This window comes from Allobosea sp. BK604 (genome assembly GCF_004341515.1).
In the GTDB taxonomy this organism is placed as follows: domain Bacteria; phylum Pseudomonadota; class Alphaproteobacteria; order Rhizobiales; family Beijerinckiaceae; genus Allobosea.
This window is the reverse complement of the sequence record NZ_SLZF01000007.1, coordinates 238,592-264,307: the sequence shown is the minus strand read 5'-3', so window position 1 is coordinate 264,307 and position 25,716 is coordinate 238,592. Positions and strand designations below refer to the sequence as shown.

19 protein-coding genes are annotated in these 25,716 nt (G+C 67.6%); all 19 read right to left on the bottom strand.

The window, feature by feature from the left end:
- Nucleotides 1–9 precede the first annotated feature (9 nt).
- Entirely contained in the window at nt 10–1,635 is a 1,626-nt protein-coding gene (locus EV560_RS22395; protein ID WP_131858036.1) for a sigma-54 interaction domain-containing protein, read from the bottom strand.
- Nucleotides 1,636–1,661: 26 nt separating this feature from the next.
- Complete coding sequence (tssH, locus tag EV560_RS22390; protein ID WP_131858035.1) at nt 1,662–4,409, bottom strand: type VI secretion system ATPase TssH; 2,748 nt, start codon at nt 4,407–4,409, stop codon at nt 1,662–1,664.
- 211 nt (nt 4,410–4,620) lie between these two features.
- Nucleotides 4,621–5,139: an Hcp family type VI secretion system effector gene (locus tag EV560_RS22385; protein WP_131858034.1), complete on the bottom strand. Its 519-nt coding sequence runs from the start codon at nt 5,137–5,139 to the stop codon at nt 4,621–4,623.
- A gap of 630 nt (nt 5,140–5,769) precedes the next feature.
- Nucleotides 5,770–6,135, bottom strand: a complete 366-nt coding sequence (locus EV560_RS22380) for a hypothetical protein (RefSeq protein ID WP_131858033.1) — start codon at nt 6,133–6,135, stop codon at nt 5,770–5,772.
- Between the two features lie 59 nt (nt 6,136–6,194).
- Nucleotides 6,195–7,691: a type VI secretion system Vgr family protein gene (locus tag EV560_RS22375; protein WP_131858032.1), complete on the bottom strand. Its 1,497-nt coding sequence runs from the start codon at nt 7,689–7,691 to the stop codon at nt 6,195–6,197.
- A gap of 123 nt (nt 7,692–7,814) precedes the next feature.
- Nucleotides 7,815–8,825, bottom strand: a complete 1,011-nt coding sequence (locus EV560_RS22370; RefSeq protein ID WP_131858031.1) for a serine/threonine-protein kinase — start codon at nt 8,823–8,825, stop codon at nt 7,815–7,817.
- A gap of 18 nt (nt 8,826–8,843) precedes the next feature.
- On the bottom strand, nt 8,844–9,539 hold the full coding sequence (locus EV560_RS22365; RefSeq protein ID WP_131858030.1) for a PP2C family protein-serine/threonine phosphatase: 696 nt from the start codon (nt 9,537–9,539) through the stop codon (nt 8,844–8,846).
- Nucleotides 9,536–10,255, bottom strand: a complete 720-nt coding sequence (gene tagF, locus EV560_RS22360) for a type VI secretion system-associated protein TagF (RefSeq protein ID WP_165923583.1) — start codon at nt 10,253–10,255, stop codon at nt 9,536–9,538. Before tagF ends, EV560_RS22365 begins: the two co-directional genes overlap by 4 nt.
- The gene (gene tssM / locus EV560_RS22355) at nt 10,255–13,833 is read right to left on the bottom strand and encodes a type VI secretion system membrane subunit TssM (RefSeq protein ID WP_165923582.1); all 3,579 of its coding nucleotides are present in this window, start codon (nt 13,831–13,833) and stop codon (nt 10,255–10,257) included. The genes tagF and tssM overlap by 1 nt, the downstream gene beginning before the upstream one ends.
- Nucleotides 13,830–14,822 carry a type IVB secretion system protein IcmH/DotU gene (gene icmH / locus EV560_RS22350; RefSeq protein ID WP_131858027.1) on the bottom strand — a complete coding sequence of 331 codons (993 nt, stop codon included), beginning with the start codon at nt 14,820–14,822 and terminating at the stop codon, nt 13,830–13,832. The genes tssM and icmH overlap by 4 nt, the downstream gene beginning before the upstream one ends.
- The gene (tssK, locus tag EV560_RS22345; protein WP_165923581.1) at nt 14,819–16,141 is read right to left on the bottom strand and encodes a type VI secretion system baseplate subunit TssK; all 1,323 of its coding nucleotides are present in this window, start codon (nt 16,139–16,141) and stop codon (nt 14,819–14,821) included. The genes icmH and tssK overlap by 4 nt, the downstream gene beginning before the upstream one ends.
- Nucleotides 16,142–16,224: 83 nt before the next feature.
- Nucleotides 16,225–16,755 carry a type VI secretion system lipoprotein TssJ gene (tssJ, locus tag EV560_RS22340; RefSeq protein WP_131858025.1) on the bottom strand — a complete coding sequence of 177 codons (531 nt, stop codon included), beginning with the start codon at nt 16,753–16,755 and terminating at the stop codon, nt 16,225–16,227.
- Nucleotides 16,752–18,506 carry a type VI secretion system-associated FHA domain protein TagH gene (tagH, locus tag EV560_RS22335; RefSeq protein ID WP_131858024.1) on the bottom strand — a complete coding sequence of 585 codons (1,755 nt, stop codon included), beginning with the start codon at nt 18,504–18,506 and terminating at the stop codon, nt 16,752–16,754. The genes tssJ and tagH overlap by 4 nt, the downstream gene beginning before the upstream one ends.
- A 218-nt stretch (nt 18,507–18,724) precedes the next feature.
- Nucleotides 18,725–19,705, bottom strand: a complete 981-nt coding sequence (gene tssG, locus EV560_RS22330) for a type VI secretion system baseplate subunit TssG (protein ID WP_131858023.1) — start codon at nt 19,703–19,705, stop codon at nt 18,725–18,727.
- Complete coding sequence (gene tssF / locus EV560_RS22325) at nt 19,669–21,417, bottom strand: type VI secretion system baseplate subunit TssF (RefSeq protein ID WP_131858022.1); 1,749 nt, start codon at nt 21,415–21,417, stop codon at nt 19,669–19,671. The genes tssG and tssF overlap by 37 nt, the downstream gene beginning before the upstream one ends.
- Nucleotides 21,418–21,430: 13 nt before the next feature.
- Nucleotides 21,431–21,847, bottom strand: a complete 417-nt coding sequence (gene tssE / locus EV560_RS22320; protein WP_165923580.1) for a type VI secretion system baseplate subunit TssE — start codon at nt 21,845–21,847, stop codon at nt 21,431–21,433.
- Nucleotides 21,848–21,943: 96 nt separating this feature from the next.
- Nucleotides 21,944–23,425 carry a type VI secretion system contractile sheath large subunit gene (gene tssC / locus EV560_RS22315; protein WP_131858020.1) on the bottom strand — a complete coding sequence of 494 codons (1,482 nt, stop codon included), beginning with the start codon at nt 23,423–23,425 and terminating at the stop codon, nt 21,944–21,946.
- 24 nt (nt 23,426–23,449) lie between these two features.
- Nucleotides 23,450–23,953, bottom strand: a complete 504-nt coding sequence (tssB, locus tag EV560_RS22310; RefSeq protein ID WP_131858019.1) for a type VI secretion system contractile sheath small subunit — start codon at nt 23,951–23,953, stop codon at nt 23,450–23,452.
- 27 nt (nt 23,954–23,980) lie between these two features.
- Complete coding sequence (gene tssA / locus EV560_RS22305) at nt 23,981–25,630, bottom strand: type VI secretion system protein TssA (RefSeq protein ID WP_131858018.1); 1,650 nt, start codon at nt 25,628–25,630, stop codon at nt 23,981–23,983.
- Between the last annotated feature and the right edge of the window lie 86 nt (nt 25,631–25,716).

Here is a 25,716-nt window from a genome sequence, read left to right as displayed (position 1 = left end):
GCTGTCATATCAGCTTGGCGGCCTGATCGCATAGCGCTGGAGTTTCTCGACCAGGCTGCGCCGCGAGATTTGCAGCAATTCGGCGGCGCGGCTCTGGTTCCAGCCGGTTTCACGCAGTCGGTTCTCGATCACGATCGCTTCGTAATGGCGCACCGCGGCGCGCAGGCTCGCATGATCGGCGCCTGGCGACGAGGAGGGCACGACGATATCGGGCGCCTGCGTCGCCGATAGATTTGCCGGCAAATGTTTAAGGTCGATCCGCTCTTCGCCATCGACGAGCAGCGCGGCGCGCTCGGCGATGTTCTTGAGCTCGCGGACATTGCCGGGATAGCGCCAGCGGCAGAGCGCATCGAGCGCGCGCGGCGTCAGCGCGAATGGCGTGCGGCCATGGGCGTTGGCGATGCGGGTCAGGAAGAAATCGATCAGCTTGGGAATGTCGGAGGGGCGCTGACGCAGCGGCGGGATCTGCACCGGGAAGACGCTGAGGCGATAGTAGAGATCCTCGCGGAACGTGCCCTGGGCGATCTTCTGCGGCAGGTCGACATTGGTCGCGGCGACGATGCGGACATCGACCTTCTCGACCTTGGTGTCGCCGAGCCGGCGGACCGAGCCCTCTTCCAGAAGGCGCAGGATCTTGGCCTGGAGGGCGAGCGGCATGTCGCCGATCTCGTCGAGGAAGAGCGTGCCGCCATTGGCCTCGTGCACCAGCCCCTTCTTATCGGCGACGGCGCCGGAGAAGGCGCCCTTGCGGTGGCCGAAGAGCTCGCTTTCGAGCAGCGTCTCGGGCAGCGCAGCGCAGTTCTGGGCGACGAAGGGACGGCCCTGCCGCTTGCCGAAACGATGGATCGCCTGGGCAAAAACCTCCTTGCCGGTCCCGGTCTCGCCAAGCAGCAGCACCGCAACGGGCGACGAGGCCGCCCGCCGCGCCAGATCGAGCGCCGCCTGGAAGACAGGGCTCTCGCCGACGACCTGATCGTCATTGATGGTCGCCATGACCTTGAGCCGGGTGTTCTCCTGGGCGAGATCGGCATTCTTGCGGTCGAGCTGGCGGATGAGTTGGCGGTTCTCCTCGAACAGCCTGGCATTGGCCATGGCGACCGCGGCATGGGCGGCGAAGGAGGCGACGATACGCTCGAACGCCTTGGGCAAGGCGCCGATCTCGCCATCCGGCGTCTGCCGGACATTGATGAGCTGCAGCACGCCGAGTGTGACGCCCTCGACATTCCAGAGCGGCGCGACGACGAAGGAGCGGCTGCGATAGCCGGTCCTGGCGTCATGAGCGTAGAGCGCCGAGACGTCGAAGGTGGTGTAGTCGTAGAGATCGGCGAGATTGACGATCTGCCCGGTCACGGCACTGAAGACATTGGCGTCGCGCATGTTGAACGCGTTGCCTTCGGCATAGACCGGGATCGTATCCGGAAAGGCGGCCGCCTCGGGCACGACATCGTTCTGGCCGATCAGCCCGTGCAGGTGCCGGCCGGTCCGGTCGAGCACAAGCACGCGACCGCCCTCGGCCCGGGTGAGACGGCGCGCCGAAGAGACCACCGCGCCGAGCAGCGCCTCGAGGCGCCGCTCGGTGGCAAGCGTGGTCGTCAGTTCGATCAGCTCTTCAGCGACCGCTAGCGGGTCCTGCATGGTCAGCCCCGATATCCGGCGCCTGCTTACTCGGCCGCCTCCGCCACCGGCTCCGGCGCAGAACCGCCGAAGCTGTAGGTGAAGTTGCCGTCGGCATCGATATCGACGGAGAGGCTGTCGGGCGCAGCCTCGTCGCCCATGCGGCTGATGATCTCGGTCGCGATCTCAGGCAGCAGGGTGCGGTTGACGATGTGGTCGATATTGCGGGCGCCGGTATCGACGTCGGTGCAGCGCGCCGTGATCGCCTCCACCACCGCGTCGCTATAGGAGAAGCTCATCTTCTGGCTCTCGCGCAGGCGCTTGCCGACCTTGTTGAGCTTGAGCCGGACGATCTCGCCGAGCACGTCGGGCATCAGCGGGTAGAACGGCACGATCTGCATGCGGGCGAGCAGCGCCGGCTTGAAATGGCGCGAGAGCGCGGGGCGGATCGCCTCGGTCAGCTCGGCCGTCGAGGGCTTCTCCTCCTGGGTCCCCATCGCCGTGATGATGTCGGTGGCGAGGTTGGAGGTCAGGATGATGACGGTATTCTTGAAGTCGATGACGCGGCCTTCGCCGTCGGCGAGCGTGCCCTTGTCGAAGACCTGGTAGAACAGGTTGAGCACCTCCGGATCGGCCTTCTCGCACTCGTCGAGCAACACGACCGAATAGGGCCGCTGGCGCACCGCCTCGGTGAGCAGGCCACCCTCGCCATAGCCGACATAGCCGGCCGGGGCGCCGACGAGCTTGGAGACGGTGTGCTTCTCCTGGAACTCGGACATGTTGATGGTGATCAGGAAGCGCTCGCCGCCGAAGAGCAGATCGGCAAGCTGGGTCGCGAGCTCGGTCTTGCCGACGCCGGAGGTGCCGACGAAGAGGAAGACGCCCATGGGCTGGCCGGGATTGTTGACGCCGGCCTTGGCGGCGCGCATGCCCTCGTCCAGCGCCGAGACGGCGTGGTCCTGGCCCTTGATGCGCTGGCGCAGGTTCGCGGACATGCCGAGAATGGCAGCCGCCTCGTCCTTGACCATGCTGCCGACCGGGATCCCGGTCCAGTCCGAGATGACCTGGCCGACCGCATCGGCGGTAACCTCATAATGGATCATCGCGGTCTTGCCGCGGGCCTTCTCCAGCTCGGCGACGGCCTGCTGCAACTCCTGCTCGGCCGCCTTGCGCGAGTCGTCGGCCTCGCCGGTCGCATCCTCGTCGCGATCGTCATGAGCGTCGTCGCCATCGTCATTCGCGGCCTTGGCCTCGATCTCGGCCATGCCCTCCGGTCCGATGCCCAGCTCGCGGCGCAGCTCGACGATGCGGTCGACCAGCGCCTTCTCGCGCTCCCATTGCGCCATCGCCTCGGCCTTGTCGGCCTCGATCCTGGCGATCTCTGCCTCGATCTCGGCGATGCGCGGGTTGTCGCGGCCGAGCGTGGTGCGGTCGCGCTCGAGGGCGCCGAGCTCGCGCTGCAACGTGGCGATACGGCGCTCCTGGTCGTCGATCGTCGCCGGCTTGGTCGAGAGTGAAAGCTTGACGCGGGCGCAGGCGGTGTCGAGCACGTCGACCGCCTTGTCGGGCAGCTGGCGGCCGGAAATGTAGCGGGCCGAAAGATTGGCGGCGGCGGCGACGGCATCGTCGCGGACATAGACGCCGTGGCTCTTCTCATAGGCGGCGCGCAGGCCGCGCACGATGGTGATTGCTTCCAGCGGAGAGGGCTCGTCGAGCTTGACGAGCTGGAAGCGGCGGGCGAGCGCCGGATCCTTCTCGAAATATTTCTTGTATTCCGCCCAGGTCGTGGCAGCGACGGTCTTGAGCTCGCCGCGGGCGAGCGCGGGCTTCAGCAGGTTGGCGGCATCGCCGCCGCCGGCCGAGGCGCCGGCACCGACCAGCATATGCGCCTCGTCGATGAAGAGGACGATCGGCTTCGGCGAGGCCTTGACCTCGTCGATGATGCCCTTGAGCCGGTTCTCGAACTCGCCCTTCACGCCGGCACCGGCCTGGAGCATGCCGAGATCGAGGCTGATCAGCTCGACATTCTTGAGGAAGTCCGGGACGTCGCCCTCGGCAATCTTGAGCGCGAGGCCCTCGACCACCGCGGTCTTGCCGACGCCGGGATCGCCGACGCAGATCGGGTTGTTCTTGCGGCGGCGACCGAGGATGTCGATCATCTGCCGGATCTCGCGATCGCGGCCGAAGACCGGGTCGATCTTGCCGGCGCGGGCCTGCTCGGTGAAGTTCACGGTGAAGCGGGCGAGCGCACCGTCGGCCGGCATGACCTCGCCACCCTTGGCGGCGGCGCCGGCCTCACCCGGCTTGGCGCCGGTCGGCTCTTCAGCGGAGGCGGCGACGATGTCGCGGAACTTGGCCTTGAGCTCGCCGAGCGGAATGGCGCGCAGCTCCTCGAACCAGTCGGCCATCGCATAGCGGCTCGGGCTGGAGAGCAGCGCGGCGAGGATGGCGCCGGAGCGGATCTGCTGCTGGCCGAGCTCGACCGAGGCGACGAGCCAGGCATCGGTCAGAAGCTCGATCAGGCCGGGCGCGAAGACGGGGCGGCCGGCATTGCCGGTCTTGAAGGATTCGGTGGCGCGGGTCAGGCCCCGCTTCAGGCCGGAGGCGTCGAGCCCATGATGACGCAGGATCACGCCGAGATCGCGCTGCTCGTCATCGGCGAGCACGAGCAGCATGTGCTCGACCGCAACCTCATAGTGGCTGCGCCCGACGCTGAGACCCGCAGCGGTCTCGAGAGCGCGCTTCACATAAGGATTGAGGCGGCCGAGAAGCTGCTTGAGATCGACTTGAACCATGAAAACGCCCCCGCTGTCGAAAGAGCCGGCGAATCGCAGCTTGACCGGTGCAATCCTGATCGAGCCGGCAACCGACTTGGGCGCAACCTCACAGGGGCTGAATGACCCTGCGATGACACCGCCAGCTTCCCGAAGGGAAATCTTGAAAAATATGATTGCCGGGCAACAAATCGCCGCCCCGGGGCCGGGGCGGCGACGAAAGGTCGGATGATCAGGCGGCCTGCCAGGAATCGGTGCCTTCGGTCGAAGCCTTCGAGTGCTTCCAGGTCACCTTCTCATAGGTGAACGACCAGTCTTCCATCGGGCGCATGTGATCGTTGCCGGCGGCAACGGTCAGCGGCAGGTAGGACTTGCCCTCGCAGAGCTTGGCGTTTTCCCACTTGTACTCGAAGAACTCTTCCGGCTCGCCGAGACCGCTGGTGTCCGGACGGAAGAACTTGCAGACGATCTCGGTCAGCGTCTCGCCGGTGGCGAGAGCCTGCCACAGCAGCGGCGAGGAACGGTCGAACACCTTGGTGAAGGTGACCGGCTGATGGATGCGGGCGCCGGTGGTGGTGCCGGACTTCGGATCGCGCGGGTTGATCACGCCGCTGGTGAAAGCGAGGATGGTGATCTCGTTGCCGTGCTTGTCGTACTTGGCGCCGGCGCCGGCGCTCTTGATGGTGCTGGCCTCGGACGAGATGTCGCCCTGCTTCTGGCCCTTGATGGTCATATAGGCGTCGAGTGCCATTGTCTTAACCCTTGGTATGAGAACCGGCCCTCGCCGGCACCATCAGTACCGCAAGCGCCGTACCAACCTCCGAACAATCATCAACCCATTGAAATGGTTGTATTTTCAATCAAGATGTCAGCCCTGTGACTGCGCAGATTCCTGCGCGGTCAGGTCGTCTTGCGCAGGCCCGTTCTCAGCGTCGGGGAGGCTTGGAGCGGAACGAGACCCACGAGAAGGTTAACCGGCTGCGCGAGCTGTCGCGGAGCGCGTTAGCGAAGCCGCAAGAACCCCGCCGAAACGTGAACAACCAGCAACAGGAACTCGGCTTTTGCCTGGGGATTTCGACATGAGGCGCGACGGCATGCCGACGTGATGACGTCACGACAGGGCACTCCATGAGGGTGCCGGAGGCGTTGCGCAGAAACGAGTAAAGCCGGAAGCGAGATTCGGCCGGCCCCGGTCAGGGTTTTCGCCGCCCACGCGCGACCATCGGATCGCTGCGGCGACGGCCACCGCGAAGCTGGTTCTACTGTGCTCGAAAGCGCTCGGGGGGGCGGCCGGCAGTGGCCCGGCGCAGCGCGATAGCTCGTCGCGGCTGGCTTCCCTACGGCCGAGACAGCGCTCGGCTCCAGCCGCGTGCGGCTGGCGTCAGCCGCCGATGCGGCCGAGGCTCTCCATCCTGCAATCGCAGGAGAGGACGGCGCGGGTCTTCAGGTCGACGATGACGTCGGAGGCGACACGGTAGCCGTGATCATCGACCGCGACCTCGCCGGAGACCCGCATATTGGCGCAGGCGCGAACACCGAAACGAGCCTGCTCGCCGGGCGCGACCGTCAGCGCCAGACGGACAGTGCGTCCATCCGCGAGCCGTGCCTCGCGCCAGGCGGCGCCGGGCACGGCTTCGATGGCGACACCGACCGGCGCAACCGGAAAGACCTGGCTGCGAATGGCTTCGAGCACGACCTCGGTCAGCGGGTCGATCTCCTGCGTGGGAGCCTGCCAGATCGTCGTCATCTCACGCAGCCTTCTTCACTCGATCACGTCGTCATGCCCGGCGCATCGGCGCCCGACTGTCACGAGGACGGGCCGTCATTCATCTCGAACAGGGTGCCCGACGGCGAGCGGAAGCGATTGAGCGTCTGGTTGCGGCTGGCGACGACATTCGGGGTCAACGGGTTCGGCACGGCGCCGACGATGATCGGCCGGTCGATATCGCCGTTGACGCAGCAGAGCACGACCTCGGTGCCCTTCAGCAGCGGGAAATGCATGCCGGTATCGGAGGGGCCGGCATAGGGCTCGGCCTTGCGGATATATTCGCTCGCCTTGCCGTCGCTGCTGTCGCCCTCGTCATAGCGCAGCTTGATCTTGTAGCGGCCGTGATCGTCCACCTCGGCGCGCGAGCCATCGGTCTCGCCGTCGACATGGGCGGTGAAGAGGCCGGCTGCCAGCGGGCGCGGCGTCTTGCGCGCGGGGCGGAAATCGGTGGCGAAGGGGATCGCCTCGAAATTGTTGACATAGGGCTGGCCGCCGCTGGCCTCGGCCGTGCCGAAGCCAGACGGTGCCGGCGTCGCGACCGAATGCTCGACCGAGATGATCAGGTAGCGGCCGTCGAGCGAGGGATGACCGTCGAGATCGAAGAACAGGCCCGGGCGCAGCTGCGGCGCATTGCTGGTGCCGCGGAAGATCTGGCGGCGGCAGGCGATCTCCTGCGCGCGGACCTGGGCGAGGTAATCGCCCTCGTCCGGCTCGAGGAAATACTGGCCGTATTCGACAATCGTGCCGATCTTGCCCTGCTCGACGCTTGCGGCCGAGCGCAGTACGAGAGCCGGCTTGTCGGGATTGTATTCGCGCAGGATCACCGACTTGGTGACCGGCTTGGCCGAGAACCGGAAGGAGGTCACAGCGGCCTGGGTCGTGACCAGGAGGTTGTGCCCGTTGCGGTAAGGCAGGCGCTGTACCGCGGCCTGGCCGAAGGCGACGTTGGAATCGCCGAAGACGACCGTCTCGGTGCTGTCGCCCTGGGTGAAGTAATAGAAGATGCCGTTCGCCTCGCACCAGCGCGAGAGGAAGGCGAGGTCGGTCTCGTCGTACTGAACGATGAATTCGCGCTCGCGATAGGTCGCGTTCAGGTTGATCTCGGCCTCGATCTTGGGCGAGTCGCTGGCAGTGGTCAGCGTGCCGTCGACCTCGGCCTTGATGATGTCCTTGACCGTGACCTTGCTGTTGGTGCCGTAGACCTGGTTCTGGCGGCTGAGATCGAGCAGCTTGAGCCGCGGCGCGATCTCGACCACGTAGAGAAAGCCCTGATCGCCAAGCGGATCATCGGCCGAGAACTCGACGACAACGCCGTTCACGACCAGATCGCCGGCCTCGCTCTTCACCGTGACCTTGGCGCCTTCGCCGACGACATCATCCGGCTTGATCTCGTTGGTCGAGCGGAAGGTGACCCGGTGCAGATAGGGATGCGAGATCTCCTCGCGGCCCTGCAGCGACTCGACATGGATGCCGCTCTTGATCTGGCCGGAGGCCAGCTCGAGCTCGATCGTCAGATCATGGGTGGTGTCAGCCATGGCGGCGCAGCCTCGGAAAGCAGGTTGATCAAGCGCGAATGTATTTCCGGCTGGCTTGCCCGTGGCAGACGCCGGAACGGAGAAAGGGGACGTAGCGTAAACTAGGCAGCGCTGTTGACAGGTTTACGACGCTGACGGCGTCGGCGGCTTTTCCCCGCTGGCCGGAACGGAGATGTCGCTCGTCGCGATGGGCCGGCGCGCCTGCGGCCGCAGCGCCCGCCAATAATCGGAAAGCGTCGGCCGCGCGAGCCGGCTGGAGAAGGCCGCGACCGTCGCGATCCGGTCGGCGCGCGCCAGCGCCAGGGCCTCGCGCAGCACGACCCAGCGTGCGCCGGCGAGCTTTGGCGGCCGCGTCGCCGCCAGCCCTTCCCTGCGCGCCTGCTCGGCCGTCTTGCCGCCGAACGGATGGGCGCCGGACAGGATCAGATAGGCGATGACGGCGAAGGAAAAGACGTCGTCGCGCTCGTCCGGCAATTCGCCGGCCAGCATCTCCAGCGAAGCGTAGGCCGGGGTGACCGCGCGCATGCGGTCGACATAATGCGAGGTCGCATCCTCGTCGGGATCGTGATCGCGCCGCGCCGTGCCCTGGGCGGTGCCGAAATCGATCAGCTTGACCATGCCCTCGCGGGTGACGAAGACGTTGCCTGGCTTGACGTCGCCATGGATCATGCCCTGAGCATGCGCGGCGGAGAGCCCGTCGCCGACGCCGCGGATCACGCGCATGGCGAGCGAAGCATCGAGCGGCCTGCCATCGCGCTCCTCCATCACCTTGGCGAGCGTCTTGCCGCGCAGCAGCTCCATGACCAGGAAATGCAGCGAGCCGTCCTCGTCGGAATCGTAGACGCGGACGATATTGGGATGCTGCAACTCGAGCAGCCGCCTGCCCTCGCGATGCAGCAGGGCGATCGCGTCCGGCCGATAGCCTTCGTCGACATCGATGACCTTGAGCGCGATGTCGGTATCGGCGGCGCGCGCCCTTACCCGTACGAGATCGATGGCGCGATAGACCGTGCTCATGCCGCCGCGGCCGATGACGTCGATGATCTTGAAGCGCCCGCGCACCTTGGTGCCGAGAGGAACGGGGAGCGCTCGCTCGACCGGCCGATGCGGTATCTTTCCCCGAATGCGCTTCATGATGCCGTCAGGGCGCCCTCATCGACAGCGAGCCACGACGGCCGTGGTGTCGTCGCGCCCGCCGCTGACCACGGCGCGGGCAACGAGGCGCTCCGCCAGCCCCGGCAGCGGCTCGGCCAGGAAGCTCGCGATCTCCTCCTCGCTCAGGGCCTTGGTCAGGCCGTCGCTGCAGACGAGCAGGGTATCGCCCGCGGCGACCTCGGTGACCAGGCGCTCGATCTCGACATGTCGGGTCGAGCCGACAGCGCGCGTCAGCACGTTGAGATTGCCCTCGGTGACGTCGCTATCCTCGGCCAGCGTATGGTCCCGGGTCAGCCGGCGCAGCCGCCCCTGGCTGAAATGGTAGATGCGGGAATCGCCGACCCAGAGCGAGACGGCGAGATCGTCGCCAACCAGGAGCGCGACCACGGTCGAGCCGATGATGTCACGGCTCGGCAAGGTATCGGCTTTCTCGCGCAGGGCAGTGTTGACGGCCTCGATCGCCTCCTCGGCCAGCGCCACGCGCACGGTGAGCTCGACACCGGGCTCGAGCACGGTCTGCAGGATCTCGACGATGGAGCGGCTGGCGAGGCCGCCATCGGTATGGCCGCCCATCCCATCTGCGACGACGAAGAGCCCGGCCTCCGGCCAGGCGGCATAGGCGTCCTGGTTGTCGTCGTGGTTCGGCCCCTGCATCGTGGCGGAAGAGACATCCCAGATCAGCGGCGCGGTCATCGGCCGGCCTCGATCATGGTCGTGCTCCAGCCATGACGCGGCCAGTCGCCATCGAGGAAGGCGGCGAAGCCGGCAGGGTCGGGCAGCCCCTCGCAGCGGATCGCGGCAGGCGCATGCCCGCTCCAGCGATCATGCCACCAGCCGCTCTCGGCGTCCCCGGTCGCGGCACCGGCCAGAGCCTGCAATGGCGCATCGTCTCCCGTCGCGGCGAGCAGGGCGGATGCGCCTGCGGCGCTCGCACCGTCGCTGAACGGTAGCGGCGGCCGCATCACGATCAGCGCGGCCTCGGCCCTCAGCGCCGTCTGCTCCAGGGCGAGATCGAGCGACTGGTCGGCATCGATCAGCGACAGCGCGGCCTCCTCCAGGATCGCACAGAGCGGTCCGAGCGAAACCGCGCCCTCGACCGCTGCGAGTCCGGCAGGCAGTTCCAGCGCCAATGTCAGCGGGAAGAAGCGCCGGACGCGATCGACCGAGGAGGCAAGGATTCCGGCCCAGCCGGAAGGCCCGAGAATCCCGGGCTCGATGACGAAGCGCCAGGGCGGGCTGAGCAGATAGGCATCGGACCATCTGGGGCCGAGCGCCTCTCGGCTTGCCGCCATGGCCTGCGACAGCCATTCGTCCCAGGGGCGGACGAAGCGCGAGGGCAGGCCGCGCTGGATGAAATCCCCCTCCCAAGGCAGCTTTCCGAAAAGGCCGACCGCGGGCCGCGTCGTCATCACAGTGAATCGGGGCATCTGAAGGCGCGCAGAACCCCCAGGCTGAACGGGTTGTTGATGCTGGAGGCGCGCAGTTGATAGGAGACGCGCGTGCCGCCTTCGCCGGTGACGGTGATGCTGAACTGATCGGCGCCGCCGCGCGCGGCGATGTTGGAGGCATCGACCAAACGAAACAGGGCCCAGGCGCCGGTCTTCTCGATGCGGGTGTCCTTGCCGTTGAGATCGGTCAGCGTCACCGAGACCGAGCTGGATTCGCTGCGGGTCGGCCATTCCAGGTCGTAGGCACGCGTCGCCTCATGGCGGTAGACGAGATCGCGCCCGTCGATCGACATGGTGGCCCGCAGCAGCCGCGGATCGAGGAAGGAGGGCCGCAAGCTGAACTTGACCGAAGGGGCGGAGCCCGTGCCGGAGAAGAAGGCGCCGCGGATCGCCCGCGCCCGGGCGAATTGCTGCAAGGCCTCGCTGCGCAGCGGCAGCGCCGTGCCATCGACCACCGCCGGGGCATAGCCGGTACGCTGGTCGGTCACGAAGGGCGACAGGTATTTCTGGAAGAAATCGTCCATCAGCCCGCCGGGGCGGAAGAAATCGCCGAAATCACGCAGCGAGACCTCGTCGCGCCCGTCGCCGAACATCGGGTAACGCTGGTCGAGCGCGCCCTGGCAGACCGGCAGCACATCGCGCCGCCAGGCCTCGTTGACATGGCCGAGACCGCCGCTGAGCACCGCGGCCCAGCTCGCATTGGCGACATCGCGCATGACGCCGCGGACCGGATCGGGCCGCAGCGCTGAATCGGCGCGCAGCTGCGCCAGCGGGTCAGGCCCCGAGCCCTTGCGGCTGACGACCAGCTGATAGGCGGCCTGGCGTGGGTCGGGCGCATTGGCGACATTGCTGAGCGCGCCGTAGACGCCGCTGAAGAGCTCGCGCACGCGCGCCATTTGCGGCTGGGCGCCGCTTGGCGGTGCGACCAGCTCGATCAGGGGCTTGAACGGGGCGCCAATGGCGATGCCGGGCCAGGGCGCATCGCCGAGCGCCGCCGCGACGCCGGCATTGGCGGCGCCGCTCGCGGCCTGCGCGATCAGCCCGCCGCCGAGCGCGCCGGGAATCGGCGAGGCGGCATTGGCCGCCGCGGCGGCCTGATCGCCCGGCAGGGGCAGCTCGGTATTGGTACGGACGACGCCGACCAGGCGCTCCAGTGGCGAATTGGCGCCGGCCAGCGCCTGGACGGCGGTGAGGCCGCGCTGCAGATCGCTGAACGGCACAAGCCCGACATTGGCGATCGCCGCCTGCCAGGAGCGGGTGTAATCGGCAACGTAACGCTCCATCACCTCCTTGGCGATGGTCTGGACGACGCCGTCGCTCGCCTTGTCGCCGCCGGTCACCCAGTCGACGCCGAGCTCCTCGCGGATCAGCACAGGCAAGCGCGGCAGCACGAATTCGTAGAAGCCCTCGCGGGTGAAGGCGGCGGGAATAACCGAGACCGCGTCGCTCGAGCGGGCCGAGGCGATCTGCAGGCTGCCCGGCCCGATCACCGAGGCGAGGTTGACCGGCCGCAGGCGCGGGTTCTGCGCCGCCTCGCGCAAGAGCCTGGCATAGACCTGCTCGGTCCGCGGCGTCCGTGTCAGGCGCGAGCGCACATAGTCGACCAGCCTCGCGTCGAGGATCATCGGCCGCGGCAGCAGGTTCATCAGATGCTCGATATGACCGTTCATCTCGGCGAGCTTGCTGCGGTCGATGGGAAAGGCGAGCTGCGCCTCCTCCTTCAGCGTCTTCAGCACCGCGGCGCGGTCATAGCGCGAGGGATCGCCGAGCATGAGATAGCTTCGCAGCAGATCGCGGGTCGCCTCGGCGTCGCCGCCGACCTGGATCAGGCCGTTGAGGCGCTCGGAGACGCGGCTGCCGACGCCGGGCAGGAGCCGGTCGGTCAGGAGCTTGTCGCGGAGCCCGTCGGCGAGCGGCGCCAGCGTCGGCGTCGCGGCGAGCCCGAGCCCGTCGAGCCAGGCGAAGAAATCGGCATGGCCGGTGGCGTCGCGCACGGCCTCGACGGCGTTCAGCGCCGGCAGGATGGTGGCGAGCGTCGGGCGCTGGCCCATCTCGGCGATGCGCGACTGCGCCGCCGCCGTGGCCTGTGCGGTGGCGTTGATGCGGGCCTCGCTGCGACTCGCCGCGCCCCACCAGAGCGCGCAGAAGCCGAGGAACAGTGCGGCCGCGACGGCATAGCCGGCGCTCTGGGCGACGACGAGCCGGCGCTCGAGCTTGCGGTCGACGCCGACGAGCCCCTGCTCCTCGAAGACGACATCGGTCAGCAGGCGGTTGACGAAGAAGGCCTTGCCCTGGCCCGAGAAGGGCGCGCGCTGGCTGCCGGAGAGGCCGAAGCTGCGGCCGAAGGCGGCGAGCACGCGGTCGATCGGCGTGCCCTCCTGCGTGCCCGAGGTGAAATAGACCCCGCGCAGCTTGGAATGGGCCTCGAAGCGGCTGGGCTTGAAGACCTCGTGGACGAAGCTGCCGATATCGCGGCGAAGGCTGGCGAATTCCTTCGGGAAGGTGAAGATGCGCCCGCGCCGGGCGAGGCCACGCTCGGAATGGGCACGCTCCGGCATCAAGGCCTCGAGCCGCTCGACCAGGCCGCGGAAGCCCTGGTCGAAGATCTCGGCGAGCTTGGTGTTGAGGTTCTGGTCGTGCGGCAGCGTCATGCCCCAGACCTGGGCGCGCTGTGGCTCACCGAGCCCGTCGAAGAACTCGGTGAAGCCGGCGATCAGGTCGCATTTGGTGATGAGCAGATAGGTCGGCAGCTCCATGCCGAAGGTCTGCGTCAGCTCCTGCAGGCGCGAGCGCAGGGCAGCGATATGGCGTTTCCGCTCGGCCTCGCTCTGCAGCAGGATGTCGGAGAGGCTGATCGCGATGATGATGCCGTTGAGCGGGCGGCGGCGGCGATGCGCCTTGAGCAGGTCGAGGAAGCCGCGCCAGGCGGCGCGATCGACGACATTGCCGGCATCCTGCGTGGTGTAACGGCCGGCCGTGTCGATCATCACGGCCTGCTCGGTGAACCACCAGTCGCAATGGCGGGTGCCGCCGAGGCCCGCGACCGGGTCAGAGCCGAATTTGCGCGCCAACGGGAAATCGAGGCCGGAATTCTTCAGGATCGTGGTCTTGCCGGCGCCCGGCGGGCCGATGATCACGTACCAGGGCAATTCGAAGAGATAGCCATTGCCCTTCTTGCCCTCGAAGACCGTGTCGCGCAGCGTGGTCAGGGCCTCCTCGAAGCGCTCGCGGATGATCGCGACTTCCTCGACCCCGCCGCTATCGGCCATCGAGGCCAGACCCTCGGTGTCGAGCAGCGACTTGATCATCCGGGCATTGGCGCGCCGTGCCAGCCAGAGCCGGATCAGGGCCAGGGCGAAGAGGCCGCCGAGCAGGACGACGATGGTCGTGACACGGTTCTCGATCGGCGCCAGCGGCTGCATGTCGCCGAAGACGAGAAAGGGACCGGCGAACCAGATCACCGCGCAGAGCGCGGCGAGGCCGAGCAGCGTGACGATGCCGCGCCAGCTCAGGAAGCCCATCAGGAAGGAGCGGATCATGGCGCAGCGCCTCCGATCGGGCTGATCGAGGCGTTGAGGCCGCGCAACTGCTCGACCACCGGCGAGAGATTGCTGGTCAGCTTGTAGCGCTGGTAGCCGTAGATGCAGACCAGCAGCACGCCGGTGACGGCGAAGACGACCCAGAGCGGCAGGAAGGTCCTGAGCGATTTCTGGCCGCTGAAGCCGCGCCATTCGGCCGAGAGCTCGGAGGGCGGCGGCGGCGAATGCTGCGCCACCAGCGAGCCGACCTCGTCGCGCAGATCGGCCAGGCGCTCGCGGCCGCCATCGAGCACGCGGTACATGCCCTCGAAGCCGAGGACGAGGACCATGTCGATCAGCTTGAGCAGGACGAGGCTCTTCTTCGGATCGGCCTTGACCCTGTCGAGGATGGCAAAAACCTTCTCGCCGCCCCAGGTCTCGTTATGGAAGCGGTTGAGCAGCGAGCTCGTGCTCCAGGTGCTGGCGCTGCCCCAGGGCGTGGTCATCACCGTCTCGTCGATCAGCGAGCAGAGGATGTAACGGGCGGCGCTGACATCGCCGGCGGAGGCGCCGAACTTGACCGCCATCTCCTCGAATTTCTGGATCTGGTTGACCACCTCGTTGCGCAGGGTCGTGACATCGGCGAACTCGACCGCGTCACGCAGTTGCGCCACCAGCACGAGCAGCGGCCCGGCGGCGGCGATGATCGCGTCGGAGGGCCCGGCCGGCTCGCTGGCGAGCTGCATGCTGACGCTGCGGCCGCCCGCCTCGCGCGGCGCCGGCTCGCGCGACTGGCGCGCGGCGAGATCGGTGCCGGCGAGGCCGGGCACGGTCTGGGCGCGCATGGCGTTGCCCGGCGCGGGCGCCATCTGCCGCGGCGGCGGCGGTATGATCGGCGTGGTCGGGATATCGAGCACGGAGGGCGACGGCGCGCGTGGCTGCAGCAGCCCCGTCGGCTTGTGACCGACGACGGTGGGAGCGTCCAGGCTCGGATCCGGGACCTGCTTCACGAACGTTTCCCGCGGATCGCCCAGAATTCGAGATGCAGGTCGGGATAGTCGCCGCTGACATGGAAGGCGACGGCCGCGGAGCGCGTCAGGTTGCGCCAGAGCTCGACGCTCTGATCGAGCTCGAAATAGACGCCGCTCTGCAGGAAGGGCAGCTCACGCGGCGCCACCGGCAGCGCCCTGAGCGGAATGCCCGGCAATTGCAGGTTGACGAGGTCGCGGATCTGCTCGACCGAGCCGATCTTCATCGAGATCGGCAATTGGCTGCGCAGGCTCTCGGTCGGCACGCTCGCGACCGCGATCAGGACGAAGCGGCAATCCTGGAACAGGGTCCGGTCGGAGATGGTCGAGAGCCTGATGCCATAGCCGCGATCCTGCAGCGGCAGCGCGATGGCGTTGCGTTCGACCAGGGTCGCCAGGAGCTGCCTGAGCTGGTCGAGCACCGGTGCGAAGGCGGCGTCGAGATCGGGATGGCGATAGGCCGGGAAATCGGCGCTGCGCCGGCGCGTGCGGGTGAAGGTCGAGAGATGGCCGGCGAGCGAAAGCGCGGCACGATAGACCGTCTCGGGATGGAGGCCCGGCGTCGCGGCGAAATGGTCGAAGACCGCTTCCTGGCCGTTGACGATCGAGAGGATGATCAGGTCGACGAGGCCGCCGCTCTCGGCGGTCGCCTGCGCGGGATCATGGCCGGCGAGCGCCTCGGCGCGGCTGCGCAGCAGCGAGCGGATCTCGTTGACGATCCTGACCATGCGCTGCGAGACATGGAAATCGAGACAGGGCGGGATGTAGTTCTCGTCGAGGATGATCGCGCCGGTCGCATCGAGCTCCTTGATGCGAGCGATCGGCATGGTGACGAGATCGTCCTCGGACTCGCCCTCGATCAGGATGCGCGGAACCAGCCTGGCGACACGTAGCGAGACCGCGCCCTTGCCCGGGGCGGTGGTGTCGCGCATCGGCTGCTCGATCGACTCGTAGCGGCGCTGGCGTCCGTCGGCGCCGATCTCGGCGCCGTCGAGGCCGCGCACCGAGACCGCGACCTTGATCAGGGCATTCTTGGTGTTGGGCGGAATCGAGCGCGCCTCGAAGCCGGCATGGGAGGCGTTGCCGAGCACGGTACCATCAGGCATGACCCCGCCGATGCCGGTGATGCCGATGCGGCCGAGTGGCAGCAGTTCGCTCGCGAGCGAGAGCGAACGCAGGCCCCAGCCGAAGGCGTCGAGCCCGGCGGCGCGCCCCTCGATGACATGCTCGATCCAGCGGTCATATTGCTGGAAATGCTGCGGCCGGATCAGCATGCCTTCCGACCAGAGCGGTTTGCTCATCAGCGTCATCAGCGGGAACCCTCGCGCCTGTCCATGCTCATCGTCTGCTTCAATGCTGTGCCCTGCCCGCCCTGCCCCAAGGGTCAGAACAGGCCGGGGACCGAGCGCGTGGCGCCCGCGAGTTCGATTTTCACTGCGAGTGCTGTCACTGATATTACAAAGCTGTTGTTGCGGTCCTGGACGATGTCCACGACCGAGCGCCAGGTCGCCGCTTCGATCTGACGGAAGCCGGCGATGACGCCGATATGCTTGGCATCCGTCGGAGAATCGCGGGTGAAAGTGCTCTTGTCGCCCGGCTTGACCTCGAATTCGCGCTTGGCCACGAGTTCGGCGCCGAGTTTGGTCGTGTCGCTGTCGAGCAGCTCGAAGAAGCTCGCCTGCTCGAAGGCCGTCTTGGTCTTGAGCTCGTAGACCCTGATCACGATCGGGGAGGGCTCGTTGTTCTCGTTGAGGTTGATCTCCTGATCAGCCTGGATGGTGAATTCCAGAGAGTTGGTCTTGACGCTGGCGGCGCCGCCGCAGCCGCCGAGTGCAGCAAGGCCCGGCAGGATCAGGATGTTTCGGCAGAAGAGGCGTCGCGTCGGCATGGGCAGAAGGCCAGGGCGTTGCATCATCGTCCGGTCTCCGCCGCATCGCCTTTTGTCTGCTCGGCATAGGCACGAGCGAATTCCTCGGCCAGCATCTCACGCGTCGTCCGGTCGAGATCGCTGGAGAGGCCGCCATGCGCCTCGACATAGCGGTCCCAGAGCTTGCCCTTGTCGGGCCGGCGGCCGAGCAGACCGGGCTCGGTGCCGCTCTCGATCGCGACAGGCGCCATGCGGGCGAGGAGCTTGCGCAAGGCGCTCTGCATCGCGACGACGGTCGCGACCTCGTGCGCCTGGATGTCGGAAAAGCCCTGCTTGACCGCGCGATCGAGCGGCAGATAGCCGGGCTTGCCCTCGACGATGACGCGGCGCAGCGCGTCGTCGCCGCTACGGAAGAACTTGAACGGATTGTTCTCCAGCGCCGCCAGCCTGGTCTGGTCGATGCGGAACTCGTCCTTCAGCGATTTGCGCGCCGAGAGGATGGCGACGAGTCCTGAGGCCGTCTCGCGCATGGCGCGGCCGAGTTCGGCCAGCATGTCCTGGCGCGAGGCGGCGGGGATGGCGTCGGCATCGAGGCCGAGTGCCTGCCAGAACACCTCTGCATCCGAGCCCGCATCGGCAGCCATGCCGCCGGGCATGGCGACCGCGCCGATCGCAGGACGGGGCGCTGCTGCCGGAGCGGGCTCCGGCATGCGCGGCGCGGCCTCGCCATTCGGCCGCGACAGGTCGATCGAAGCCGCGCGCGCGATGGCGCGATGGCGCAGCATCGCGAGCGGATCGAGCGCCGGAGCAAGCGCGGCCTCTGGAGCAGGTACCGGTGCGGGCATGGCCACAGGGGGCGACGCGGGAAATGGCGGCGCGGGCTGCGGCGGCAGATTCGGCAGCGCGAAGCCGGTCGGCTCCGGCGCCGTCGCGACAGGTGCCGGGGCGGCCACCTCCCCCATCAGGGAGAAATTGGCTGGGATCGCCGCCGGAGGGCCGGGCGGAGCCTGCGGCACGGGCCGCGGCGCGTTGAGGCTCGTCAGCGTGGCGGCCGCCGGCGGCGGAGGCGGTGGCGCCAGGGGCGCCGTAGCCGGAACTCCCCCGGGCATCAGGTCGCTGAAATCGAAATCGTCCGGGATGACCGCAGCCGGGGGCGGCGATGGCGGCGCGACAGCCGCGGGAGCGAGCGGCGGCAGTTGAACCGGCGGAGCGGCAGGCGCGGCCGGGAAGGACGGCAGGGCGACCGTGGCAGCGGGCGACTGGGTGGCTGGCGTCGGGGCGGGCCCGAGGAGGTCCTCCATCGAAAGGCCGATCCGGTCCACGGACGGCCGCGATGGGGCCGCGGCCGGCATGGTGCCGATCGAGGTCGGCAGGGCCGAGAATGTCGGCGACACCGTGCCCGGCAGCGGAGAGGCAGACAGGAACGGCGCCGGTGCAGGCGGCGCCATATGCAGCGGCGAAGCCTGCTGCGGCTGGTCCCTCAGCAACGCCACAGAGATGATGTAGTCGGAAATATAGAGCGTATCGCCGTTCGAGAGCGGCGCCGACTGACCACGCCCGATCGGCGTATCGACGCTGTTGAGATAGACGCCGTTCGTGCTGGTATCGGTCACGACGAAGCCATGGCCGTTATGCGAAATCGTCGCGTGCCGCGAAGACAGCGTGTTGCTGGCATCGGGCAGGCTCCACTCGCAGCCGGAATTGCGGCCGATGATGCCGCCGCCCATGTCGAAGGCGTGGGTGGAGCGCTCTCCGAGGTTGCTGCGTTGTGCGCTGAGCACGGTCAGCAACAGTCTCATTCCGCCCCCCTCACGATATCGCCGACGCGCTCCCCGAACCTCGCGATCCGGATCACTGCCCGCTGCCTTCGCCCCGACGCGCCATCCGCGGCGAACCGGGGTTCGCCGCGCTTCACAGCGCTCGGAGCATGCGGGTTCGTTCGCGTCACCGCGTCAAAATCCGCCGCCCTGGAGGTGTTTGGGACAGTTGAAAGACAGTGATGTGACGGTAGGTCAGCTTATACGACAAATTCAATATCCTGCGTCGAATCCGGGTCGAGCCAGCCGGACCAGCCGAGGCGGGATTCGCCGAGCCTGGCCGGGGCCGCTTCGCCCTTCGCCAGGACGTAGGCGTGATCCCAGGTATAGGGCTCGCGGATCGACAACCGAATCAGATCCTGCAAGGTGCGGAAGGCGTCGCCATCCGGCAGCAGCTCGTTGCATTGCGCCGCGGTCAGCGGGCCGAGCCGGATGCGGAACTTGCCCATGACGTCGCGCATGGTCTCGCCGGCGACGGTGCCGATGCCGAGCTCGCCATTCTCGCCGCCGAGCATGAAGCGGTCCTCCGGCGGGATCGTGATCTCGCGCGGCACGAATTCCTCGATCGTGCAGGGAATGCCGAAATAATGGCGGACGACGCCGGCGACGATCGGCGCCGAATGGCTGTAGAGCGCGAGAATGCCGGCATAGGGCAGGAGCAAGGTGCGCGCCGGCAGCTCATGGTCGGCCTTGGTTCCGTGCATGCCGAACAGGGCCGCGACCGAGCCCGAGATCGGGTCGGTGGCGCCGGGCACATAGCGGTGATGATGGCGGTAATGCTTCCAGACCCGGAACAGCAGCGCCAGCAGGCGATGGTTGAAGAAATCGGAGAAATCGCGAAGCGCGCCGCCATCCTCGGCGAAGATCATGCGCTCCGTATAGGATGGCGGCATGGGCGAGGACGGGCCATGCAGGCCGAGCAGGTTGGCGACGACCTCGACCCGCCCGCCAGGGGCTGCCGGCAGCTGGACGGCGGAGACCTCCTCGGGTGGGAAGCCGAGCGTCGCATTGGCGCGGAAGCGCACCGTCTCCTGCCCGGGCGCAGCGGTGCCGCCGATGCCGCCGGCCTGCGGGTACATCTCTTCCAGACGCACGCAGAGTTCGAAGAACTGGATCGCGGCCGCGTCGAGCGGTTCGACCCCGCTCAGATCGCGCTCGTCGTCCCCGTTCTCAGCGGCCATAGATAGTCGACCTTGCTTTCCGAGCCCCTGATCGCGAAGCGATGCAGGCTGTTGATGCTGGCATAGACGGAGAAGAAGCGCTCAAGCACCGAGCCGAGCAGGAAGAGCTCCGGCTCGCCGCCGACCTTGCTCTCGGCTGCGCTCAGGGTGATGCGGCGCACCCGCACCGGCATGCCGCGGACGAGCCCGTCCTCGACATGCGATTCGAAGCTCTCCAGCCCTTCCAGCAGCAATTCGAGCCGCCGGCGGGCCTGGGCATCGTGCACGGCGCGGAAATCGTAGCTGGCGACGATGGTCCTGAGCGCGCCGACATCGACCAGCGAGCCGAAATTGCGCGACAGGTTCGAGACCAGCCGCCAGAGCAGGTTCTCGCCGATCGGCGGCGGCACCTGCGCGCTCACCGACATGATGTTGGCGAAGGTCACCGTCGCCGGCGTCTCGGAGGTCGGCTGGTCGATGGCGCCGATGGCGAGGCGCTCGGCCAGCGCGCCGTTGGTGCAGGTCAACGCGACCGAGATGATCTCGGCCGGCGGATTGACCGTCTTGTCGGCGCGCGAGACGAAGGAGATGTAGTGGTCGACGCCGCGCCCGACCGTCGCCGGGCGCAGGCGCTCGCGATAGAACAGCTTCTGATCGGCCTGGCCGGGAATATCGTGGCGGAAGGCCTCGAAGGGCTCGTATTCGATGCGCTCCGCCCTGCCCTGCACATAGCCGACAACCTTGTCGACGCTGTAGATCGCGGCGCCCTGATGGCCGCCGGGTGCGATGCGATACTCGCTGCGGGAGCGGTCGATGCGCAGGGGATGCGCATCATGGCCGAAGAGGTTGACGACCGGCGTGCAGTTCAGCCGGACATGGCCGTCGGCAATGCGGATCTGGTCGGGGAAGGGCCGTGAGAACTCGAAGTTCAGCGTGACCTGGCGGCCGGTGAACTGGGCGAGCCCGGCGAGGTTCTCGATATCGACGAAGAGGAATTTGGCCGGGAAGGCGAGATATTCCTGGATATGGCGGAAGCCGATGAAGGCGTTGGCCGGATAGGGCAGCACGCCCTCGTCATCCTCGAAGCCGACGGCGCGCACCGAATTGGCCGGCAAGGTCAGGCTCTCGCCGCTCTCGACGGTCGCGGTGATGCTCCTGAGCGAGCGTTGCAGCCAGAGCAGCAGCGTGCGGCCGATCTGCGGCTCGCGCTCGGTGTTGAAGAACAGGCGGACACGGCCGCCATCGAGTGCGTGCAAGGTGCCGCGCCCGACCGCCTGCAGAGTCAGCGAGAGCCGCGCCGTGGTCGGCCGGTTCTCGGTTTCGACCTTGGCGATGGCGAAGGGCAGGACATCGACCGGATAGCAGGTCCTGAACCGGCAGCTGACGCCATCGACCGGGCGCGCGGCCAGCGTGGTGCCGGGCGCGACGCGGATCGTGGTCTGGCCGGCGCTCGCCGCGGCGTCGAAGGCGACGACGCTCATCGGCGGCAGCGGACGAAGATAATGCGGCCAGAGCAGCCGGATCAGGCCATGGACCAGCTCCGGCATCTCGTCTTCGAGCTTCTGGCGCAGGCGCGCGACGAGGAAGGCGAAGCCCTCCAGCAGACGCTCGACATCCGGGTCATTGGCCTCGCGCGAGAGGAAGCCGGCGAGCTTGGGATTGGCCAGCGAGAATTCCTGGCCGAGCTCGCGCAAATAGGAGAGTTCGTCTTCGTAATAGGCGTTGAGCGACATCGTCCAGGTGCCTTCAGGTCCGCAGCCGCATCTGCCGGTCGCTGCCGAGCACGGTATCGAACTTCATCGCCTCGCCATCCTCGCCGACCTTGAGCGTGGCGCTGACGGTGAAGGCGAAGTCGCCCGGCCGATCGGTCTCGGCCAGCGCCCGGACCTGGACCTGCGACAGGCGCGGCTCGAAGGTCTCGAGCTGGTACTTCACCGCCCGCGCGATCGCCGGAACCGTCTCGGAGGCCTCGTTCGAGATGTCGTTGAGATCGGGCATTCCGAAATCGGTGCGGGTCTCGCAGCAGCCCTGGCGCGCGTTGAGGATGCGCCGCACGCTGGCGAGAACGCTGTCGGCAAGCTCCCAGCGGTCGATGCTACCGCTTGGGGACGGCATCCCCTCCGTGGCGGTCTCAAGGCGGTCGAACAGGCTCTTCGAAAACATGATCTCGCCCATGACGGGAGCGGGCCCGCCGCGACGGCGGGCCTAAGATTCAGCCGGAATGCCGCGGCGCGCATGTCACGCGCCGCGGCGCCGGTCTCACTGCTTGTCGAGCTTGCCCTTGAGCGAGAGCGTGAAGTCGGCGCCCATGTACTTGAAGTGCGGGACGACCGACATGCCAACGCGATACCAGCCCGGCTCGCCCTCGACATCCTCGACGCGGATCTCGGCCTTGCGCAGCGGCCGGCGGGAGCGCACCTCGGCAGAGGGGTTCTCCTGGTCGGCGACATACTGGCTGATCCACTTGGAGAGCTCGTCCTGGAGTTCCTCGCGGCTCTTCCAGGAACCGATATTCTCGCGCTGCAGCACCTTGATGTAGTGCGCCAGGCGGTTGATCATCATCATGTAAGGCAGCTGCGTGCCGAGCTTGTAGTTCAGCTCAGCCTGCTTGCCGTCGGCGGTGTTGCCGAAGTTCTTCGGCTTCTGGACCGAGTTGGCCGAGAAGAAGGCGGCGTTGTCCGAGCCCTTGCGCATGGTCAGCGCGATGAAGCCCTGCTCCGCCAGCTCGTATTCGCGACGGTCGGTGACGAGCACCTCGGTCGGCACCTTCGACTGGGTCTGGCCCATCGACTCGAAGGTATGGACCGGCAGGTTCTCGACCGCACCGCCCGATTGCGGGCCGATGATGTTCGGGCACCAGCGATACTGCGCGAAGGAATCGGTGAGACGGGTCGCGAAGGTATAGGCGGCGTTGCCCCAGAGATAGCGGTCCGTGTCGCCGGCCGTGGTCTCCTGGTAGTTGAACGACTTCACCGGAACGGTTTCCGGGCCGTAGGGCAGGCGCAGCAGGAAGCGCGGCACGGTCAGGCCGAGATAGCGCGCATCTTCCGTCTCGCGGAAGGCGTTCCACTTGGCGTATTTCGGCCCCTCGAAGATCGACTCGAGATCCTTGAGGTTGGCGATGTCCTCGTATTTCTCGACGCCGAACATCTGCGGGCCCGCCGAGGCGATGACCGGCGCATGCGAGATCGCGCCGACGCTCGACATGAACTGCATCAGCTTGACGTCCTGGGCGCCGGCCGACATCTCGTAATTGGCGATGACCGCGCCGTAGGGCTTGCCGCCGAACTGGCCGAACTCGGCCGAGTAGATGTGCTTGTAGAGGCCGGACTTGACGACTTCCGGGCTGTCCTCGAAATCGGCCAGGAGCTCGTCCTTCGAGACGTTGAGCATCTCGAGGCGGATGTTCTGGCGGAAATCGGTGCGGTCGACGACGAATTTCAGGCCGCGCCAGGCCGATTCCAGCTTCTGGAACGTCTCGTCGTGCAGGATGACGTCGAGCTGGGCCGACATCTTCTGGTCGATCGTCGCGATCATCTGGTCGATGACCGCATTGTTGATCTTCTCGTCCTTGCGCGACGGCTGCATCAGCTCGGCGATGAAGGCGGCGACGCCACGGCGGGCGACGTCATAGCCCTCGTCGCTCGGCTGCAGCTTGGTCTCGCCGAGGATCTGGTCGAGGATCGAGTCCTCGGTCTGGACGAGCGTAGCGCCCTCAGACTGGAGTTGCGGGTTGTTCATGGCGATGTCCTGTTGGTCAGCAGATCAGGGCGTCTTGTCCGGCGCCGGGCCGGTCAGTTCCTTGAGCAGGCGCTCGCGGGCGCCTTCGTCGTCGAGCACGTTCTGGATCGCCTTGCGGAAGGCGGGAACGTTGCCGAGCGGGCCTTTCATGGCGACCAGCGCCTCGCGCAGTTCGAGCAGCTTGCGCAGCTCCGGCACCTGGCGGGCGACCTGCTCCGGCTCGAAATCCTTGAGCTTGCCGAAGGAGAGATTGGCCTTCACGTCCGGCGCATCGGCGCCGTCCTCGAGCTTGTTGGTGACGGCGAGGTCGAGCTTGAGCTCATGGCCCTTGAGGACATCGTCGAAATTGTCCTTGTTGATGTCGACCAGCGAGCGCTCCTCGACCGTGCGGTCATCGGGACGGCCGGTGAAGTCGCCGACCATCATCAGCTTGAGCGGGAGCTCGACCTCTTCCTTGGCGTTGCCCGTGGCGGGCTTGAACTTGATGTTGACGCGCTCTTTCGGAGCCACCGAGACTTCCTTCGACATGACTATCTCCCCAGCTTCAATGGTGGATCAGCGGAACAGTTTCGCGGCCGTCGCGAGATCGAGCCGGACGAGGCGCAGGCGCGTCTCCTCCAGAGCAGTCCTGCGACGCTCCTCGAGCATCAGCCGCGTCGCGTCGGAATGGGTCAGGGCACGGAAGCGGAGCTCCGCGACCTGAACCGCGAGCGCGGGCTCCCAGGATTCGAGATCATGTGTCTTCAGCATCGCCTCGAGATGGTCGAGCAGCGGCAGGGCCGCGCCGATCAGCCCGACATCGAGGCAGAAGCGGGCCTGGGCGACCTGGCGGACCAGGCGGGCGCGCCCGCCGATCTCGCCGCGCGTCAGGCCGGCAAGGAGTTCGAGCGCATCGGGCGCCTTGCCATTGGCGACGAGCGCGCGCGCCTCGCTGATGGCGCGATCGACCCCATCGGACGGGCCGCCCGAACCGCCGCCGCCGGCGCCGCCGGTCTCCTCGATCCAGCTGCGCGTCGCCGGATCGGCGAAGGGCCGGCCGTCGCCGAAGGTGAGATCGAGCAATTCGGGGAAGCGCGCGAGCAGGAGCGGCATCGCGCCGGCCACGGTCGCCTGCGCGGCCGCATGGTCCGGCCCGAGCGAGCCGAGGATCTCGGCCGTGAGGCGATGACCTTCGAGCCAGAACGGCGCCGTCCAGACCAGATCGTTCAGGGCACGCAGAGCCTCGGCGTTCTGGCCGGCGCCGCGCATCGTGGTGACTGCGGCGAACTCGTCGACCGGCGGCATGGCCGCCGTGCGACCGCCCTCGTTCAGCGGCAGCTGGCGGATGCGCCACCAGGAGGCGACTCGCGCCAACAGATAGGCGCCGGGATCGGCCGTGCTGCGCGCGATCATGGCGGCTGCGAGATTGCGCAGCGTGTCCGGCAACTGATCGAGCGATGACAGGTCGAAACTGGCTGAAGCGGGCGCCGCGGCCGGTTGGGCAAGAGGCGTGGAGGCCGCAGCGGGCGCGGCCGAGGGCGCTGCCGCCGGTGCGGGCGCTGCCGGCTCTGCGGGAGCGGCATCCTGCTGCGCCGCCTGTTCCTCGCGTGCCTTGGCTTCGGCCTCGGCCTGCGCCAGCTTCTGCGCGGCCTCTTCCATGCCGCGGCGGGCGGTATCACGATGCGGGCGGAGCGCACGCAGGAGGTCGCCATAGGCGACCTGCTCCTTCTTCAGCTTCTCGCTGGTCAGCGTGTCGATTTCGCCCAGCTGGTCATAGGCATAGAGGACGGCCGGCCAGTCGCTCTCGGCGACCTCGCCCTCGAGCAAGGGCGTGACGCGGCCAACCAGCCATTCGAGCGCGCCGACGCGGGCGCGCTCACGCGCCACCGGCGGCTGCATGCCGTCCCAATGCTCGGCGACCATGCCCCTGATCACGCCGAGGCCGGTGGCGAGCCCGTGATAACGCTCCTCGCGGGTCAGCGCATAGGCGAGCCAGACGCCGATCAGCAGATCCTTGCCGCGTGCGCCGATGATCGCGCTGGAATTGTCGATGACGCGGCGCCAGTTCACCGCAGCCGGGCCGTCGGTCTCCATCCGCCGCAGCTCGGTCTCGAGCTCCTCGAACTCGGGACCACCACGCGGGTCGGCGCCGGCAGGTGCGCCCTCGGACACAGCCGCCGCTCCGATCAGGATGCGTTGATCGAAGGGAGTTTCGGTTTCTGACATCGACGCCCACAGCGGCCGCAAGACGCGCAAGCTCGGCCGCGCCGGACAGTGATGACGCTCGTTCTTGAAGCTTCGATGACTGTTAT